Origin of the sequence: Sphingomonas panni, from assembly GCF_022664435.1 — a bacterium.
In the GTDB taxonomy this organism is placed as follows: Bacteria; Pseudomonadota; Alphaproteobacteria; order Sphingomonadales; family Sphingomonadaceae; genus Sphingomonas; species Sphingomonas panni.
On the sequence record NZ_JAKREU010000002.1, the window covers coordinates 375,394 to 390,535 of the forward strand.

Sequence of the window (15,142 nt, forward strand, 5' to 3'; positions counted from 1 at the left end):
GTACCCCCGCGCAGGCGGGGGTCCAGAACGGCCGCACCGCAGCGCAAATCGCACTTTACACGTACCCCCGCGCAGGCGGGGGTCCAGGGCCAAACGAACCAACGCCCGCGATTACCAACCCTGGATCCCCGCCTGCGCGGGGATACCCCGTGGTGCCCCGCGAGCGACGGCGATCAGGTGCCTAGATTCCGGCCTGCGCGGGAATACGGCAATAACGGCCCCCGCCCACCACCCGGCGACCGAAACACCCCGCTTGGCAGCACCCCCGACAACCCCTAAACCCCCACCCAAACAGGGGAGTAGCTGCGTGATCCAGACAGGTTCGGGTTCGATCGAGGAAACGGTGCGCGCGGTGCTGCGCGACGTACTCGGCCTGTCCGACGAACGGGCGGCGGCGTTCGACGACGATACGCCGTTGTTCGGCGCCTTGCCCGAACTCGATTCGATGGCGGTGGCCGGCGTCCTGACCGAGATCGAGGACCGGCTCGGCATCCTGATCGAGGATGACGATATCGACGGCGACACGCTCGAAAGCTTCGGCTCGTTGGTCGCCTTCGCCCGCGCCAAGGTTCCCGCTTGATCGATCGCTACGACTGGCCCGGCGGGCATGAGGCGTTGTGGCGCTTCGGTCCCGATGCCGGTCCGGTCGTATTGCTGCTGCTGCCTCCCTTCGAGGAAGCGAACCGCACGCGGACCTTCGCGGTGGGCCTGTTGCGGGCGCTGGCGGTGCGCAACATCGCCTCGATGCTGCCCGACCTGCCCGGTCAGTGCGAAAGCCTGCTCGCCACCGAAGCCGCGACGCTGGCCGACTGGCGCGCTGCCGTCACTGCGCTGGTGGCCGCGACCGACCGCCCGGTGATCGGCGCATCGATCCGCGCCGGGGCCTTGCTCGATTGCGACGCCGACCTCGCGGGTCGCTGGCACCTGTCGCCGCAACCCGGCACCGCGCTCGTCCGCGAACTCGGCCGCATCGCCGGCCGGATCGACCGCAGCACCGCAACCGTCGATGTTGCCGGCAACCGCATCGCCACGACGCTACTGGACGAACTCGACGCGGCGACCCCGTGCGACATCCATCCCCGCCGCATCGTCCGCCTCGGCACCGATCCCGCCGACGCGGACCTTCGCATCGACGCCGCGCCGCTGTGGCGACGGGCCGAGCCGGGCGACGACCCGGTTCTGGCCGACCGGCTGGCCGACGACCTCGCCGCATGGAGCCGCGCGTGCGTCGGCTGGTAACCTTTCCCTGCGCGGGCGAAACGCTGGCGGGCACGCTCGATGTAGCCAGCGGGACGACCGGCTTGCTGATCGTGTCGGGCGGCAACGAACTGCGCATCGGCGCGCATCGCGGGCAGGCGCTGCTTGCCGCCGCGATCGCCGCCGCGGGCTATCCGGTGCTGCGCTTCGACCGACGTGGGATCGGCGATTCGACCGGCCGCAACGACGGCTTCCGCTCCAGCGCACCCGATATCGCCGCCGCCGCCGCCGCCTTGCGCGAACAAACCGGTATCACGCGGATGGTTGCGTTCGGCAATTGCGACGCCGCGACCGCACTGGCGCTGTTCCATGCACAGGCACGCATCGACCGCCTCGTCCTCGCAAACCCTTGGATCGTCGAGCCTTCGGGCGATCTGCCGCCCCCCGCAGCGATCCGCGCAACCTATGCCGCGCACCTGTCCTCGCCGGCGGAATGGAAGCGCCTGCTGACCGGCGGCGTCAACTTCCGCCGCCTCGCGCGAGGTTTGGCTACTTTGGCACGCCGCCGCCCCCGCCAAACCGACCTGACCCGCGCCTTCACCGCCGGCCTGTCCTCAGGCACCCCCACCGACATCCTGCTCGCCACCCGCGATCACACCGCCGTGGCATTCCTCGATGCGTGGCACCTTCGCCACCTTACCGCCCTGCACCACCGCGACAGCGACAGCCACAGCTTCGCCCGTCCCGGCGATGCCGACTGGCTCCGCGACCGCCTGCTGGATGCCCTTAGTCGAGATTGGGCCGCAGCCACCGCTCCGCCTGCTCTACGCTGACACCCCGGCGGGTGGCATAGTCCTCCAGCTGGTCCCGCCCGACCCGCGCCACCCCGAAATAGGCGCTGTCGGGGTGCCCGAAATAGAAGCCCGACACGGCGGCGGTCGGCAGCATGGCGAAGCTGTCGGTCAGCGTGATTCCAGTGGCTTGGCCGGCGCCCAGCATGTCGAACAGGATCGGCTTCTGGCTATGGTCGGGACATGCCGGATAGCCGGGCGCGGGCCGGATTCCGCGATATTGCTCGCGGATAATCGCCTCGTTGGTCAGTTGCTCACCCGCCGCATAGCCCCATAGTTCGGTCCGCACATGATGGTGCAGTCGCTCGGCGAACGCCTCGGCAAGGCGGTCGGCCAGCGCCTTCAGCAGGATGTCCTGATAGTCATCGTTCTCGGCCTTGAACCGGGCGATATGCGGGTCGATCCCATGGATGCCGACCGCGAAGCCACCCATCCAGTCCCCCGCCGGATCGATGAAGTCGGCGAGGCACATATTCGCCCGCCCCTCGCGCTTCTTCACCTGCTGGCGCAGGAACGGCATCCGGATCGCATGGGTGGCATGGGTCGTCTGCATCGGCGTGGCAAAGTCGTGCGGTACGCCCGACAGCGGCGACACCCGGCCCGCTTCCATCGCCGGTTCCAACTGTTCGGCAGGCACGTCGACGATCACGTCGTCGCCATCACGCCGGCAATGCCACAATGCCGCGACACCGCGCGCGGTCAGCCAGTTCTCGCCGATGATCCGGTCGAGCATCACCTGCGCATCGGCATAGAGCGACGTCGCGCTCTCGCCGACCACCTCATCCGTCAGAATGGCGGGGAAATTCCCGGCCAGCTCCCACGCACGGAAGAACGGCGTCCAGTCGATATAGTCGCGCAGGTCGGCCAGGTCCCAATCGTCGAACACATGCCGCCCCGGCCGGTTCGGCGCGGCCGGCTTCTGCGCGAAATCGACGACCGCCGCATTGGCCCGCGCCTCGGCAATCGGGGCGAGATCGCTCTGCCCCTTGCCCGCGCGCGCCACGCGCACCGCCTCATATTCCGCCGCAACCTGATCGACATAGGCATCGCGTCCGGTATCGCTGACCAATGTCGTCGCAACACCCACCGCGCGCGACGCGTCGAGGACATGGACGATCGGCCCGTCATAGGCCGGCGAAATGCGCAGCGCGGTATGGACCTTCGAGGTGGTGGCGCCGCCGATCAGCAGCGGCATGGTCATGCCAGCCCGCTTCATCTCCTCGGCGACCGTCACCATCTCGTCCAGCGACGGCGTGATAAGACCCGACAGGCCGATCATGTCGGCGTCATTCTCGTTCGCGGCTTCCAGGATCTTCGTCCACGGCACCATCACGCCCAGGTCGACCACGTCGAAGCCGTTGCACTGCAGGACGACACCGACGATGTTCTTGCCGATATCATGCACGTCGCCCTTGACGGTCGCCATGATGATCTTGCCCTTCCCCTTGGCCCCCGGCTCCTTCGCCGCCTCGATGAAAGGCAGCAGGTGCGCCACCGCCTTCTTCATCACCCGCGCGGACTTCACGACCTGCGGCAGGAACATCTTGCCCGACCCGAACAGGTCGCCGACGACGTTCATCCCGTCCATCAGCGGCCCCTCGATCACCTCGATCGGTCGGGCGAACTGCTGGCGGCATTCCTCGGTATCGTCGACGACGTGCGCATCGATGCCCTTGACCAGCGCATATTCCAGCCGCTTGACGACCGGCAGCGAGCGCCACTCGGCCGCCGCCTTCTCCGCGACCGCGTCGGTGCCCTTGTACTTCTCCGCCAGCGCGATCAGCCGCTCGGTCGCATCCGGGTCACGGTTGAGGATGACGTCCTCGCACGCGGTGCGCAGGTCCGGGTCGATCGTGTCGTACACGTCGAGCTGCCCCGCATTGACGATCCCCATGTCCATCCCCGCCGGAATGGCGTGATAGAGGAAGATCGAGTGCATCGCCCGGCGCACCGGCTCGTTGCCGCGAAAACTGAACGACAGGTTCGATAGCCCGCCCGAAATATGGCAGTGCGGGCAGCGCGCCTTGATCTCGCGGCACGCCTCAATGAAGTCGACGCCGTAATTGTTATGCTCCTCGATCCCGGTCGCCACCGCGAAAATGTTGGGATCGAAGATGATGTCCTCGGGCGGAAAGCCGATGCCGGTCAGCAGCTTGTAGGCGCGCTCGCAAATCTCGACCTTGCGTTCCTTCGTATCGGCCTGCCCGACCTCGTCGAACGCCATCACGACCACCGCCGCGCCATAGTTCATGCAGATGCGGGCGTGGTGCAGGAACTGCTCCTCGCCTTCCTTCATGCTGATCGAGTTCACGATCGGCTTGCCGGACACGCATTTCAGGCCCGCCTCGATCACGTCCCATTTCGAACTGTCGACCATCACCGGAATGCGGGCGATATCCGGTTCGGCCTGGATCAGCTTCAGGAACGTCGTCATCGCGTGATGCGCGTCGAGCAACCCTTCGTCCATGTTGACGTCGAGGACCTGTGCCCCGCTCTCGACCTGCTGCACCGCGACCTCGACCGCGGCGGCATAGTCGCCCGCCATCACCAGCTTCTTGAAGCGGGCCGATCCGGTCACGTTGGTGCGTTCGCCGATATTGACGAAATTGGTCGAGGCGTTGGTCATGTCAGCTTTCTCTCCCTCTCCCCTTGAGGGGAGAGGGTCGGGGAGAGGGGAAGTTGCGGAGAGGGCGGTGGACTTCCCCTCTCCCAACCCTCTCCCCTCGAGGGGAGAGGGCTTTTAGCGGTCAAGCCGCCATCGTGAACGGCTCCAGCCCGGCGAGACGTGTCTGCACCGGCACGCCCGGCACCTTGCGCGGGGCGACGCCCTTCACCCGCTCGGCCATCGCCTTGATATGGGCCGGCGTCGATCCGCAGCAGCCGCCCAGCACATTCACCTGCCCATGATCGGCCCAGTCGCCGACGAGCGCGGCCGTCGTCGCGGGTGCCTCGTCATAGGCGCCCAGTTCGTTGGGCAGGCCGGCATTGGGGTAAACCATGATGAGCGTATCGCAAATTTCGCTCAGCGTCTTCACATGCGGGCGCAGCTGTTCCGCGCCGAACGAACAGTTCAGCCCGATCGTCACCGGTTTCGCATGGCGGATCGCGTGCCAGAACGCCTCGACCGTGTGACCCGACAGGTTACGGCCCGACAGGTCGGTCAACGTCATCGACAACATGATCGGCAGATCGCGGCCCAGTGCCTGCCCCGCCTCAATCGCAGCCAGTACGCCGGCCTTGGCGTTCAGCGTATCGAATACCGTCTCGATCAGCACGAAATCGATGCCGCCGGTGACCAGCGCGTCGATCTGTTCGCGATACACACCCTTCAGATAGTCGAAATCAATCTCGCGATAGCCCGGATCGTTGACGTCGGGGCTAAGCGACAGCGTCTTGTTGGTCGGCCCGATCGCCCCCGCCACAAAGCGCGGGCGGCCATCGCGGGAGGCATAGTCGTCGGCCAGCCGGCGGGCGATGCGTGCGCTTTCGATATTGATGTCGGCGACCAGCGCCTCGGCACCATAATCCGCCTGGCTGATGAGGTTCGCGCTGAAGGTATTGGTCGACACGATGTCCGACCCGGCGTCCAGATAGGCGCGGGTAATCGTCTCCGGCACCTCCGGCTTGGTGATCGCCAATATGTCGTTATTGCCCTTCTGGTCGTGGCCGAGCGTCAGCGTGCCGGCATAATCGGCCTCGGACAGTTTCCAGTTCTGGATTTCGGTACCGAACGCGCCATCGGTGATGAGGACGCGCTGGGCGGCTTCGGCATTCAGCCGTTGACGGGCATCGGACATATTCGTTCCCCTCAGGCCGCAACCGCGACCGGCTTCGCCTTCGGCCGCAACCCCAGCAGGTGGCAGATGGCATAGGACAATTCGGCGCGGTTGAGCGTGTAGAAATGGAAGTCGCGCACACCGCCGGCGTACAGCTTGCGGCACATCTCCGCCGCGACGGTCGCGGCGACCAGTGCGCGCGCACCGGGATGATCGTCCAGCCCTTCGAACAGGCGGTCCATCCATGCCGGGATCGACGCGCCGCACATGCCGGCGAATTTGCGGACCTGCGCGACGTTCGACACCGGCAGGATGCCGGGCACCAGATCGGCGTTGATGCCGGCCGCCGCGGCCGCGTCGCGGAAGCGGAAGAACGCCTCGGGTGTGAAGAAGAACTGCGTGATCGCGCGGGTCGCACCCGCATCGATCTTGCGCTTCAGATTATCGAGGTCGGCGGCCTGATGCTCCGAATCCGGGTGGCATTCGGGATAGGCCGCGACCGAAATCTCGAACGGGTGCAGCTTCTGCAGGCCCGCGACAAGCGCGGCGGCGTTCTCATAACCATCGGGATGGGCGACGAACTTCTGCCCCATGGTCGGCGGATCGCCGCGCAGCGCGACGATGTGGCGCACGCCGGCCGCCCAATATTCCTGCGCGACCTGATCGATTTCCGCCCGGCTCGCTTCGACACAGGTCAGGTGCGCAGCGGCAGGCATCGACGTTTCGCGCGCGATCCGGGCCACCGTCGCATGGGTCCGCTCCCGCGTCGAACCGCCCGCGCCATAGGTGACGCTGACGAACTTCGGCGCCAGCGGCTCCAGCGCGCGCACGGTTTCCCATAGTGCCGCTTCCATCTTCTCGGTCTTGGGCGGGAAGAATTCAAAGCTGACCGCACAATCGCCGGCCAGATCGGCGAACAACGGCGCATCAAGCGCGCGGCGCGCCTCTTCGAGATCGGAAATCGTAGGAGTCATGCCGCCTTCACCTCTTGTACGTCACCGGCGCGCCGCGCCATCCACAGCTTCACGGTCAATTCGCCGCCGCCCAGCGTCTCGATCGACACCGGCGACAATCCGGTCCTCGCGAACCAGCCCAGCATCTGTTCGTCGGAAAAGCCCAGTCGCGCATGGGCATCGCGGACGCGCAACTCTTCGCGCTCATGCGGTGCGAAATCGCAGATCAACAGCCGACCACCGGGCCGCAAGATCCGCGCCGCCTCGGCGATCGCAGCGCCCGGATGCTGCACGAAATGCAGGACATGGTGCAGCACCGCCGCATCCGCCGCGCCGGTGTCGAGCGGCAGCGCCTGAATATCCGCCTGCCGCAGTTCGGCATGCTCCAGCCCGCGCTCGGTCAGCTTCGCCCGCGCCAGCCGCAGCATTTCCGACGATCGGTCAATACCGATCGCCTGTTCCGCCTGCGGCGCGAACAGCTCCAGCATCCGCCCGGTGCCGGTCCCGATATCGACCAGCAGGCCGATGCGCGTGTCTCCCAGCGCCCCCAGCATCGCTCGTTCGACCTGTTCCTCGGCGACGTGCAGCGACCGGATCGCGTCCCATTCGCCGGCATGCGCCTCGAACCACGCAGCCGCAGCAGCGGCACGGTCCGCGCGGACCTCTGCCAGTCGCACGCTGTCAGCCTCGACCGACGGATCGGGCGCGGCTGCCCATGCATCGAGTGCGGCGAGCAGAGGACGGACCACCGCTCCCTCGCCGAGTGCGACAAAGACCCAGCTTCCTTCCTTGCGGCGGACGGTCAGCCCGGCATCGCACAGGATCTTGATATGGCGGCTGACGCGTGGCTGGCTCTGTTCCAGCACCTGCGCCAGTTCGCCGACCGACAATTCCATCGACCGCAACAGGCCCAGCACCCGCAAGCGGGTCGCGTCGCTCGCCGCGCGCAATATGTCGAGGGCCGTTGCCATGGCACGTGATATAAAGAAATCTTTATATCAGGTCAATCGATGATAAGCTGCGCTCGATCCGCCGCGCACGATGCAACCGCCCTCGCAGTCGCGCGTTGTGCGCCCGATCATAACGGAAGGGAAACCGCCATGAAGAAGTTCATTCTGCTGCCGCTCGCCGCCGCCGCATTCTCGGTCGGCGCGTGCAGCCAGAAGGCACAGAACGAAACCGGCGAGGCGGCCGACGCCGTTGCCGCCGACGTGAACGCAACGATGGGTGAAGCCGTAGACGACGTGAAGACTGCCGGCGACCGCGCCTTCGGTGCGGCGGAAAATGCCGCCGACCGTGCCGGCGACCATATCGAAAACGCCACCGATCGCGCTGGCGCAGCGATCGAGCGTGGTGCGGCCAAGGCCGATGCCGCTGCCGACAACGCCCAGCGTGAAGCCGGCCAGGAACTGGAAAAGGCCGGTCGCGACATGCAGCGCTAATCGCGTTCGGTTAGGAAACAAGGCCGCGTCCCGAAGCAACGGGACGCGGCCTTTTTCGTTTGGAGACTATCGATGCGTCCAGTTCTCGCCCTTGCCGCTCTACTCCTTGCCGGATGCGGCGCATCCGACGACCGGTCCGCGCCGGGCGGCGTCACGCAGGACGAGGCGGCGGCGCTGAACGACGCCGCCGCCATGCTCGACAATGCGGCGCTCGATGCCAACGCCATCGCCCCCGATCCGAAGGAACAGCCATGACCGACCTCCCCCGCCGCACGCTGGGCGCGACCGACTTGACCACGCCGCCGATGATCCTCGGCGGCAACGTGTTCGGCTGGACCGTCGACCGCGCTGCCAGTTTCCGCATTCTCGACGCGTTCGTCGACATAGGCGGAACGATGATCGACACCGCCGACATTTATTCCGCTTGGGTCGACGGGCACCGGGGCGGCGAATCGGAAACGATCATCGGCGAATGGCTGCGCCAGTCCGGAAAGCGCGACCGGGTGCTGATCGCGACCAAGGTCGGCATGCTTCCCGGCGACGGTGGCGAAAAGCTCGCCCCGTCCCGGATCGCGGCGGCGGCCGAAGCCTCGCTCGGGCGGCTGGGCACCGATCATATCGATCTCTATTATGCGCATCAGGACGATGAGGACACGCCGCAGGCGGACTATCTGGCGGCGTTCGGGCGACTGATCGACGCGGGGAAAGTCCGGGTGCTGGGCGCGTCGAACATCCGGGCCATGCGGCTGAAATCGGCGCTGGATCTGGCCACGTCAGAGGGCCTGCCCCGCTTCCACGCGCTACAGCCGGAATACAACCTCGTCAGCCGCCGCAAATATGAGGGTGAGCTGCAGAATCTGTGCGTTGAGCATAATATCGGCGTCGCCCCCTATTACGGCTTGGCCTCGGGCTTCCTGACCGGAAAATATCGTTCCGAAGCCGACCTGTCGAAAAGCGTGCGCGGCGGCGGCATGGCCAAGCTGCTGGCCGGCAAGGGAGCGGCGGTTCTGGCCGCGATGGACGCGGTCGCCGCCGAAACCGGCGCGACCCTGCCCCAGATCGCGCTGGCATGGCTGGCGGCGCAAGAGGGCGTTACCGCTCCGATCGCCAGCGCCACAAGCGTCGAGCAATTACAGGAACTGGTCGGCGCGTGGCAGCTTGAACTGACGACCGAACAGCTTGCGCGCCTGACCGACGCCGGCGTGTAAACCGGATGGCCGGGCCGAACGCCCGGCCGCCCTTTACTCCGCGGCCTGTGCCACTTCTTCGAATTCCGCCGCCTGCAGGAAACGCTCGGCATCCAGCGCTGCCATGCAGCCCGTGCCGGCGGCGGTCACCGCCTGGCGATAGACCTTGTCCATCACGTCGCCGCACGCGAACACGCCGGGCACGCTGGTGCGGGTCGATCCAGTTTCCACCGCGATATAGCCATCGTCGTCGAGCGCGAGATGCCCCCGGAACAGCTCGGTCGCCGGGTGATGGCCGATCGCCACGAAGCCGCCATCGACCTCCAGCATCGACAATTCGCCGGTAACCGTGTCCTTCAGTTCGATCCCAACCAGCCCGTGTGGATCGCCACCGCCCACAAAGCGCTCGACCTGCTTGTTCCACAGCACGCTGATCTTGTCGCTGGCGAACAGCCGCTGCTGCAGGATGCGTTCGGCGCGGAAGCTGTCGCGGCGATGGATGATCGTCACGTCGTCGCTATGGTTGGTCAGGTACAGCGCTTCCTCGACCGCCGTATTGCCACCGCCGATCACCGCAACCTTCTTCCCGCGATAGAAGAAGCCGTCGCAGGTCGCACAGGCCGAAACGCCCTTGCCCTTCAGCAGTTCCTCACTCTCGAGGCCGAGCCAGCGCGCCTGCGCCCCGGTGGCGATGACCAGCACCTCACCCTCATACACGTCGCCACTGTCGCCCGTCAGGCGGAACGGGCGTCTCGACACGTCGACATCGACGATCGTGTCCCACATCATCCTCGTGCCGACATGCTCGGCCTGCGCCTGCATCTCCCCCATCAGCCACGGGCCCTGCACCACGTCGCGAAAGCCGGGATAGTTCTCCACATCGGTGGTCGTCATCAACTGGCCGCCGGGCTGGATTCCCTGCACCACGATCGGCTCCATGCCCGCCCGCGCGCCATAGATCGCGGCGGACAGGCCCGCCGGTCCCGAACCGAGGACGAGCATACGGGTGTGGTGCGTAACAGCCATGAGATCAAATTCCGTTCGAAGCGAGCCGCCCGTCTATGCCGGGGGCGGGGTCGAACGCAACATGGGGAACACTATCGCCCGCGCAAGCCGTACGCGGCGTCCGGCATTGCTAGACGACGAAGGCGAGGATGACCGCCCAGAGCGGAATGGCAATCAGGCTGCCGAAAAGCAGTCCGGCAAGATTAGGCGGGCGGTCCCGTTCTCCGCGAATGGGCATGGGCCGGACGGGGGCAACGATCGGCATGGCGGCTATCCTCTCTCGCTGATGTCGTTAACCATCAACGAACGAACGCCCTGCCAGTTCGACGAAGCTGAACCGCAGATGAAGTATATGTGGAGACGGCATCGTCGGCAACCGACGCTCAGGCCATGGCGGGTGGTAGCGAAGGAGGGATTTGAACCCCCGACCCCAGGATTATGATACCGCCATAACTCATTGAGAAAGTTAGCACGTTTCCCGATCCGGGATGAATTAAGCGTGCCAAAATCAAAGACTTACGGGTCGTTTGCAAACCAAAACCGAACGGCTTTCGGCGGCCTGGCGGCGGACATTTTGCACCGCACTTCTGGTTTCCGGAAGGAGCGCGGGGCGACGGACCCTGTACGCCGCGATAGCTATCACGAGGCTTCGCCGAAGGCGCAGCCGTGGCGTCAGCATCGTCATGGTGGCGGTAGCCGCAAGCACTGGGCGGCCATCAAGGGCGCAGCACTCGGCGCATTCGATCGGCTGTACCGCGCGCATAGCATCGACTTGCGCCAAGCGCGCGCCGACCGCCGCGCTGGCACGCGCGAGGACGTCACACCGACCGGCGAGCGGCTGCATGGCGATGACCGCGCGATCCTTTGGTATCTGCTCGATCGGTACAATCACGTGACGGGCCAGCTCTTCCCCAGCTACGCCACGATCGCGGCCGAAACAGGCAAGAGCCTCGGCTTCGTAAAAGCGTCTCTCGGCCGGCTGAAGTTGTTCGGGTTCGTCTGCTGGGTCCGTCGGACGAAGACTAAGGAAGGGGCTGAGGGCAATGCAGGCCCCCAGCTGGAGCAGACCTCCAACGCCTACTTCTTCGATTGGGCGGCGCAGCTCGTCACCGAGGCGAAGTCGACGTTTCAGAACCTGCTGACGATCGCGATGAAGAAGCTACGCGGCGGTGCCAAACCGACACGGCCGACGACACCGTCAGATCCAGAGCTGGCCGCGATCCTTTCGCGGATGAGCGCCTCGATCGATCAGCGCGACGGCCTTGTGCCTAGTGCGAGTTCATAGTTTGCCGACTACCCGCTGGTAGAATGAAGATTGAAGAGGAATCGCTACGCGATAGGCCGATTTGATTGTCCCCTCCCCTTCGCACGGCACACCCGCCCCTATCCGACACGCCCTCGGCGACCGTCGGCCGGAGCGGCTTGCGCCGCCCCGATGGCTTAGCGACGGGGACGAGCACGACCCGTGCCATTCGAATTTCAGCCGTCGCGCGCGCGGGCACGCTGGCTGCGTCGATCTGCGTCGCACGCGCGCGCCCAAATCGCGGCGATCAGCCGCTGTTTTACCCTAGGGGATCGGCTGCGCGTGGCATGCGTCAAAAACGCCACGAAAAGATCGCGGGCGAGGCGGGGGGAATAGCGCGCAATTCGGGTCGGCAATCGCTGAGGTTACCGCAGTTCACGCAATTTGTGCGGCGACCGACCAACCGATCGGTCCAGCTGCGGGACGTTGGTTTGGTCCGATATGGCGGTATGAACGCCTGTGCCCGAATCAAATGCCTTATCCCGTCTTACACCGCGCGAGCGCCGGTGCCTTGAACTCGTCGCCCTGCATTTCGATACGGGTCAAATCGCTGCTGAGCTTGGCATCTCTACCGCAACCGTGAACGGCTACCTCGCGGATGCCCGTCAGAAACTGGGCGCACGGAATAGAAAGGAAGCCGCTCGGATGCTCCGCTCGGCCGATGCCGATAGTAGGGAATCTACCCCCACCGAACATACCAGTGAAATTGATCGGGTTGAGGGCGAAGTCACTGCCGGGGCAACCGTGGTTTCGCAGCTAGAGCCGGCAGCGTCAGGGGGATGGGTCTCCAGGATGCTGTATCTAGAGCGGATGATCGCGCCTCACGAGTTAGGGCTCGGACGTCGCCTGCTCATGATTGTTGGTATGGTCGTGGCGCTTTGCGTCGCGCTCGCCATGTCGGTTGTTGCTGCCGTAGGCCTCGTGGCCATCTTCACGAACCTGCGCCCATAATCTGAACAGGGGGTTTCGCGATGGTTAAGCCGCTCCATCCGGTAATTGCAGATATCACGCATGGCCTGCTCACCGCCGAGCAGTCCGCAGATGACGCCATCGTTTCCGCCGCGACCATGGTACAGTCCCTGGTAGCCGATCGTCGGCAACTGCAACTGAAATTCGGGATCATACAAGCGCCGCTGACTGACGCCGTGAAGGCAATGATGCTGACGGTTGAGGCCCGCGCTCATTTGGGGCGGTGCCACAAGCGGATGCACGAGATCGGCGTCGAACATGAATTCTTCGAGCCCACATCTCACGGCGATATCTTTCCGACGACTGGCGACCCCGAACCGATCAAGCAATCGCTGTCGCTGGTTGCCTGACGTCGATCGCCCAGCGTGAATGCCTACCTCTATCTAGCGACCCTGCTGGCGGTTTCCGCGTGGAGCTTTAGTCGGGGCGGCGCGCCAGAGCGGGCGGCGATGGCGGCAATCGTGGTTGCTGTTTTCGCCACCGCTGCGGTTGCGTCGCACCGCATCTTCGGCGGCCGAGAGGTAGGCGTTTTCGCCGTCGATACAATTCTCACTTTCGTTATTGTGACGCTGGCATTGCTGGCGGAGAGGTTTTGGCTCCTATGGCTGGCTGCGATCCTGATCGTCAGCTTACTGCTGCAATTGGCAATCTGGTACGCGCCGCTCTACTATCGGGACGTCTATCTGATCCTGCATGCGATGAGCGCGTATCCTACGCTTATTCTCATTTTGGTCGGAACGCTAAGACATCGCCATCGGATGAAGACGAACGGGTTCGACCCGTCCTGGTCCAGAGGCAACCGAGCGTGATGGCGTACCGGGCGCGTGCGATCATTTCGTTTCGGGCAAAGGTCGCAACCATTGCGCCTGTTCCGATGACCGACCCGATACAGGACGCGCTTCTTCAACTATATGTGGCTGAAGAAGAAAAAACGGAAATAGCGGTATCCGCCATCGGCCCGTTAATTCGCGTAGCTCAAACGACTTGGCTTCGGTATATGCTGACGATGGAGCAGGCAGGCCTGATTGTTCGGACGAACGATCCGAACGACAAACGCCGTTGCTGGTTGACGCTATCGCGCGACTGCAAGGCAAAGCTCGACGAATTCATATCCGATTTTTGGTGAGCCTTTCTGCCTTCGTAAGGTCGCCCAACTGCTTTCAATACGCATAATAGTCGATCTCGGCATGATCGAGCGCGGCCAGTGCCTCGCCGTCGGCCTGCGCCTTCTCAAAATGGGCGCGGACATCGTCGGCGGTACCGCACCGGGGAAAGGCGCGGTCGCGACGCGCCTGGTCGGCAATCGCGTCGACCCAATCGCCGCGATCCCGCTGCATCAACAGCCACCCGGCGAAGTCGGGGCGGCGTTCGCCGTATCGATCAATCTCCATGCCACTGCTCCATTGCGAGTCGGTGAAATAGATATAGTTGTTCCCCTATTGTTCCACAATCGGCGACGCGGCGGCAGAATGTCCCGCCGCCGCACACACCGCTCAGCGATCGTTCGCCGGTGCTGCCCCGCCGATGCCGCCGGTGTCGAAATTGGCGATCACCAGCTCACTCACCTTCTTCGGCGCGCTGCCCCCGATCGAATAGGTCACTGGCAGCACGACCTGGGCGAAAGCGCCGAAGACTTCCCGCGCGCCAGACGTGTCGTTGATCGACAGCACGAAGCGGCCCTTGATGCGGGCGAGCTGATCGGCCAGCGCCGTGAAGTCGTCGCGGCCGAACACGTCGCTGCCATAGTCGGTCTCGCACCCCCAATATGGCGGGTCGAGATAGAACAGCATCCCCGGCCGATCGTAGCGCCGGATAAAGTCGGCATAGCTCAGCTGCTCGATCACGACGCCGGCAAGGCGCTCATGGATATCGGCGAGCATGGGCTCCAGCTTCGTGACATTGAACCGTGCGCCCTGCGTGCGGTCGACCCCGAAGTTGCGGCTCTCGACCTTCCCGCCGAACGCCAGACGCTGAAGGTAGAGGAATCGCACCGCCCGCTCCAGATCGGTCAGCGTCTCGGGCGGCTGCGCGCGCAGCCGCTCGAACTCGGCGCGGCTCGCCACCCGGAATCGCAGCATGTCGAGGAAATAGGCATAGTGCCGCTGCAGCACGCGGAAGAACGTGGCGACGTCGCCCGACACGTCATTGATGAATTCGGCCTTCGGCCGCGACCGCCGGCGCAGGAAGATGCCACCCATCCCGACGAAGGGCTCGGCATAGCCATCATGCTCGACGCGATCGAGCAGCGGCACAAGCCGCGACGCCAGATTGCGCTTGCCGCCGATATAGCCGGCCGCAGGCGCGACCGGACGAACGATTGTTGGATACATGGGAAATCAGATCGCCTCTTAGGAACCCGCCCGGCGCTGCCGGGTGCGGGGCGGCCAGATGGCCTGTGGTCGTGGCGAGCTGGGTCTCGTCGGTTGGCCGGACTGCCATCCGGTCACCCCCGCCGGCCG

19 protein-coding genes are annotated in these 15,142 nt (G+C 65.1%); 11 read left to right on the forward strand and 8 right to left on the reverse strand.

What is annotated here, in order from left to right:
• The first annotated feature begins 307 nt into the window (after positions 1-307).
• From MF609_RS06530 to MF609_RS06540, 3 genes are read left to right on the forward strand one after another with little or no spacing between them, the layout of a single operon-like run.
• Positions 308-580, forward strand: coding sequence for an acyl carrier protein (locus MF609_RS06530; protein ID WP_242415480.1), 273 nt, complete (start codon positions 308-310; stop codon positions 578-580).
• On the forward strand, positions 577-1,239 hold the full coding sequence (locus MF609_RS06535; RefSeq protein WP_242415481.1) for a hypothetical protein: 663 nt from the start codon (positions 577-579) through the stop codon (positions 1,237-1,239). The genes MF609_RS06530 and MF609_RS06535 overlap by 4 nt, the downstream gene beginning before the upstream one ends.
• Positions 1,224-2,030, forward strand: a complete 807-nt coding sequence (locus tag MF609_RS06540; protein WP_242415482.1) for a hydrolase 1, exosortase A system-associated — start codon at positions 1,224-1,226, stop codon at positions 2,028-2,030. The genes MF609_RS06535 and MF609_RS06540 overlap by 16 nt, the downstream gene beginning before the upstream one ends.
• On the opposite strand, the gene metH is transcribed toward MF609_RS06540, so the two are convergent.
• From metH to MF609_RS06560, 4 genes are all read right to left on the reverse strand, one after another.
• The gene (gene metH, locus MF609_RS06545) at positions 1,984-4,674 is read right to left on the reverse strand and encodes a methionine synthase (protein WP_242415483.1); all 2,691 of its coding nucleotides are present in this window, start codon (positions 4,672-4,674) and stop codon (positions 1,984-1,986) included. The two genes, MF609_RS06540 and metH, sit on opposite strands and share 47 nt — an antisense overlap.
• A gap of 121 nt (positions 4,675-4,795) precedes the next feature.
• Entirely contained in the window at positions 4,796-5,845 is a 1,050-nt protein-coding gene (locus MF609_RS06550) for a homocysteine S-methyltransferase family protein (protein ID WP_242415484.1), read from the reverse strand.
• A gap of 11 nt (positions 5,846-5,856) precedes the next feature.
• On the reverse strand, positions 5,857-6,798 hold the full coding sequence (metF, locus tag MF609_RS06555) for a methylenetetrahydrofolate reductase [NAD(P)H] (RefSeq protein WP_242415485.1): 942 nt from the start codon (positions 6,796-6,798) through the stop codon (positions 5,857-5,859).
• Complete coding sequence (locus MF609_RS06560; protein ID WP_242415486.1) at positions 6,795-7,748, reverse strand: ArsR/SmtB family transcription factor; 954 nt, start codon at positions 7,746-7,748, stop codon at positions 6,795-6,797. The genes metF and MF609_RS06560 overlap by 4 nt, the downstream gene beginning before the upstream one ends.
• A gap of 129 nt (positions 7,749-7,877) precedes the next feature.
• On the opposite strand from MF609_RS06560, the gene MF609_RS06565 reads away from it, so the two are divergent.
• The 3 genes from MF609_RS06565 (at position 7,878) to MF609_RS06575 (ending at position 9,427) form a co-directional block, all read left to right on the forward strand.
• The gene (locus tag MF609_RS06565; protein ID WP_242415487.1) at positions 7,878-8,219 is read left to right on the forward strand and encodes a hypothetical protein; all 342 of its coding nucleotides are present in this window, start codon (positions 7,878-7,880) and stop codon (positions 8,217-8,219) included.
• Positions 8,220-8,291: 72 nt separating this feature from the next.
• Positions 8,292-8,474 carry a hypothetical protein gene (locus tag MF609_RS06570; RefSeq protein ID WP_242415488.1) on the forward strand — a complete coding sequence of 61 codons (183 nt, stop codon included), beginning with the start codon at positions 8,292-8,294 and terminating at the stop codon, positions 8,472-8,474.
• Complete coding sequence (locus tag MF609_RS06575) at positions 8,471-9,427, forward strand: aldo/keto reductase (RefSeq protein ID WP_242415489.1); 957 nt, start codon at positions 8,471-8,473, stop codon at positions 9,425-9,427. The genes MF609_RS06570 and MF609_RS06575 overlap by 4 nt, the downstream gene beginning before the upstream one ends.
• Before the next feature lie 33 nt (positions 9,428-9,460).
• Here the strand turns inward: MF609_RS06575 and trxB are convergent, their stop codons facing one another.
• On the reverse strand, positions 9,461-10,432 hold the full coding sequence (trxB, locus tag MF609_RS06580) for a thioredoxin-disulfide reductase (protein ID WP_242415490.1): 972 nt from the start codon (positions 10,430-10,432) through the stop codon (positions 9,461-9,463).
• A gap of 109 nt (positions 10,433-10,541) precedes the next feature.
• The gene (locus MF609_RS19880) at positions 10,542-10,676 is read right to left on the reverse strand and encodes a hypothetical protein (RefSeq protein ID WP_277991084.1); all 135 of its coding nucleotides are present in this window, start codon (positions 10,674-10,676) and stop codon (positions 10,542-10,544) included.
• Between the two features lie 234 nt (positions 10,677-10,910).
• Here MF609_RS19880 and MF609_RS06585 point away from each other — a divergent pair, with 234 nt between their 5' ends.
• The 5 genes from MF609_RS06585 (at position 10,911) to MF609_RS06605 (ending at position 13,809) form a co-directional block, all read left to right on the forward strand.
• Complete coding sequence (locus tag MF609_RS06585; RefSeq protein ID WP_242415491.1) at positions 10,911-11,696, forward strand: helix-turn-helix domain-containing protein; 786 nt, start codon at positions 10,911-10,913, stop codon at positions 11,694-11,696.
• 477 nt (positions 11,697-12,173) lie between these two features.
• Positions 12,174-12,665 carry a helix-turn-helix domain-containing protein gene (locus MF609_RS06590; RefSeq protein WP_242415492.1) on the forward strand — a complete coding sequence of 164 codons (492 nt, stop codon included), beginning with the start codon at positions 12,174-12,176 and terminating at the stop codon, positions 12,663-12,665.
• 20 nt (positions 12,666-12,685) lie between these two features.
• On the forward strand, positions 12,686-13,033 hold the full coding sequence (locus tag MF609_RS06595; RefSeq protein ID WP_242415493.1) for a hypothetical protein: 348 nt from the start codon (positions 12,686-12,688) through the stop codon (positions 13,031-13,033).
• A 15-nt stretch (positions 13,034-13,048) separates the two neighbouring features.
• Entirely contained in the window at positions 13,049-13,492 is a 444-nt protein-coding gene (locus tag MF609_RS06600) for a hypothetical protein (RefSeq protein ID WP_242415494.1), read from the forward strand.
• A gap of 65 nt (positions 13,493-13,557) precedes the next feature.
• A complete protein-coding gene (locus MF609_RS06605; protein WP_242415495.1) occupies positions 13,558-13,809 on the forward strand; it encodes a helix-turn-helix domain-containing protein in 252 nt (83 codons plus the stop codon).
• 34 nt (positions 13,810-13,843) lie between these two features.
• Here the strand turns inward: MF609_RS06605 and MF609_RS06610 are convergent, their stop codons facing one another.
• A complete protein-coding gene (locus tag MF609_RS06610) occupies positions 13,844-14,074 on the reverse strand; it encodes a hypothetical protein (RefSeq protein ID WP_242415496.1) in 231 nt (76 codons plus the stop codon).
• Between the two features lie 102 nt (positions 14,075-14,176).
• Positions 14,177-15,013, reverse strand: coding sequence for a DNA adenine methylase (locus MF609_RS06615; protein ID WP_242415497.1), 837 nt, complete (start codon positions 15,011-15,013; stop codon positions 14,177-14,179).
• Between the last annotated feature and the right edge of the window lie 129 nt (positions 15,014-15,142).

Bases quoted from the DNA above. Each gene is read 5' to 3' on its own strand.
- MF609_RS06610 (WP_242415496.1), bottom strand. From the start codon at position 14,074: ATGGAGATTGATCGATACGGCGAACGCCGCCCCGACTTCGCCGGGTGG.
- MF609_RS06560 (WP_242415486.1), bottom strand. From the start codon at position 7,748: ATGGCAACGGCCCTCGACATATTGCGCGCGGCGAGCGACGCGACCCGC.
- MF609_RS06565 (WP_242415487.1), top strand. From the start codon at position 7,878: ATGAAGAAGTTCATTCTGCTGCCGCTCGCCGCCGCCGCATTCTCGGTC.
- trxB (WP_242415490.1), bottom strand. From the start codon at position 10,432: ATGGCTGTTACGCACCACACCCGTATGCTCGTCCTCGGTTCGGGACCG.
- MF609_RS06550 (WP_242415484.1), bottom strand. From the start codon at position 5,845: ATGTCCGATGCCCGTCAACGGCTGAATGCCGAAGCCGCCCAGCGCGTC.
- MF609_RS19880 (WP_277991084.1), bottom strand. From the start codon at position 10,676: ATGCCGATCGTTGCCCCCGTCCGGCCCATGCCCATTCGCGGAGAACGG.
- metH (WP_242415483.1), bottom strand. From the start codon at position 4,674: ATGACCAACGCCTCGACCAATTTCGTCAATATCGGCGAACGCACCAAC.
- MF609_RS06570 (WP_242415488.1), top strand. From the start codon at position 8,292: ATGCGTCCAGTTCTCGCCCTTGCCGCTCTACTCCTTGCCGGATGCGGC.
- MF609_RS06615 (WP_242415497.1), bottom strand. From the start codon at position 15,013: ATGTATCCAACAATCGTTCGTCCGGTCGCGCCTGCGGCCGGCTATATC.
- metF (WP_242415485.1), bottom strand. From the start codon at position 6,798: ATGACTCCTACGATTTCCGATCTCGAAGAGGCGCGCCGCGCGCTTGAT.
- MF609_RS06595 (WP_242415493.1), top strand. From the start codon at position 12,686: ATGGTTAAGCCGCTCCATCCGGTAATTGCAGATATCACGCATGGCCTG.
- MF609_RS06575 (WP_242415489.1), top strand. From the start codon at position 8,471: ATGACCGACCTCCCCCGCCGCACGCTGGGCGCGACCGACTTGACCACG.
- MF609_RS06605 (WP_242415495.1), top strand. From the start codon at position 13,558: ATGACCGACCCGATACAGGACGCGCTTCTTCAACTATATGTGGCTGAA.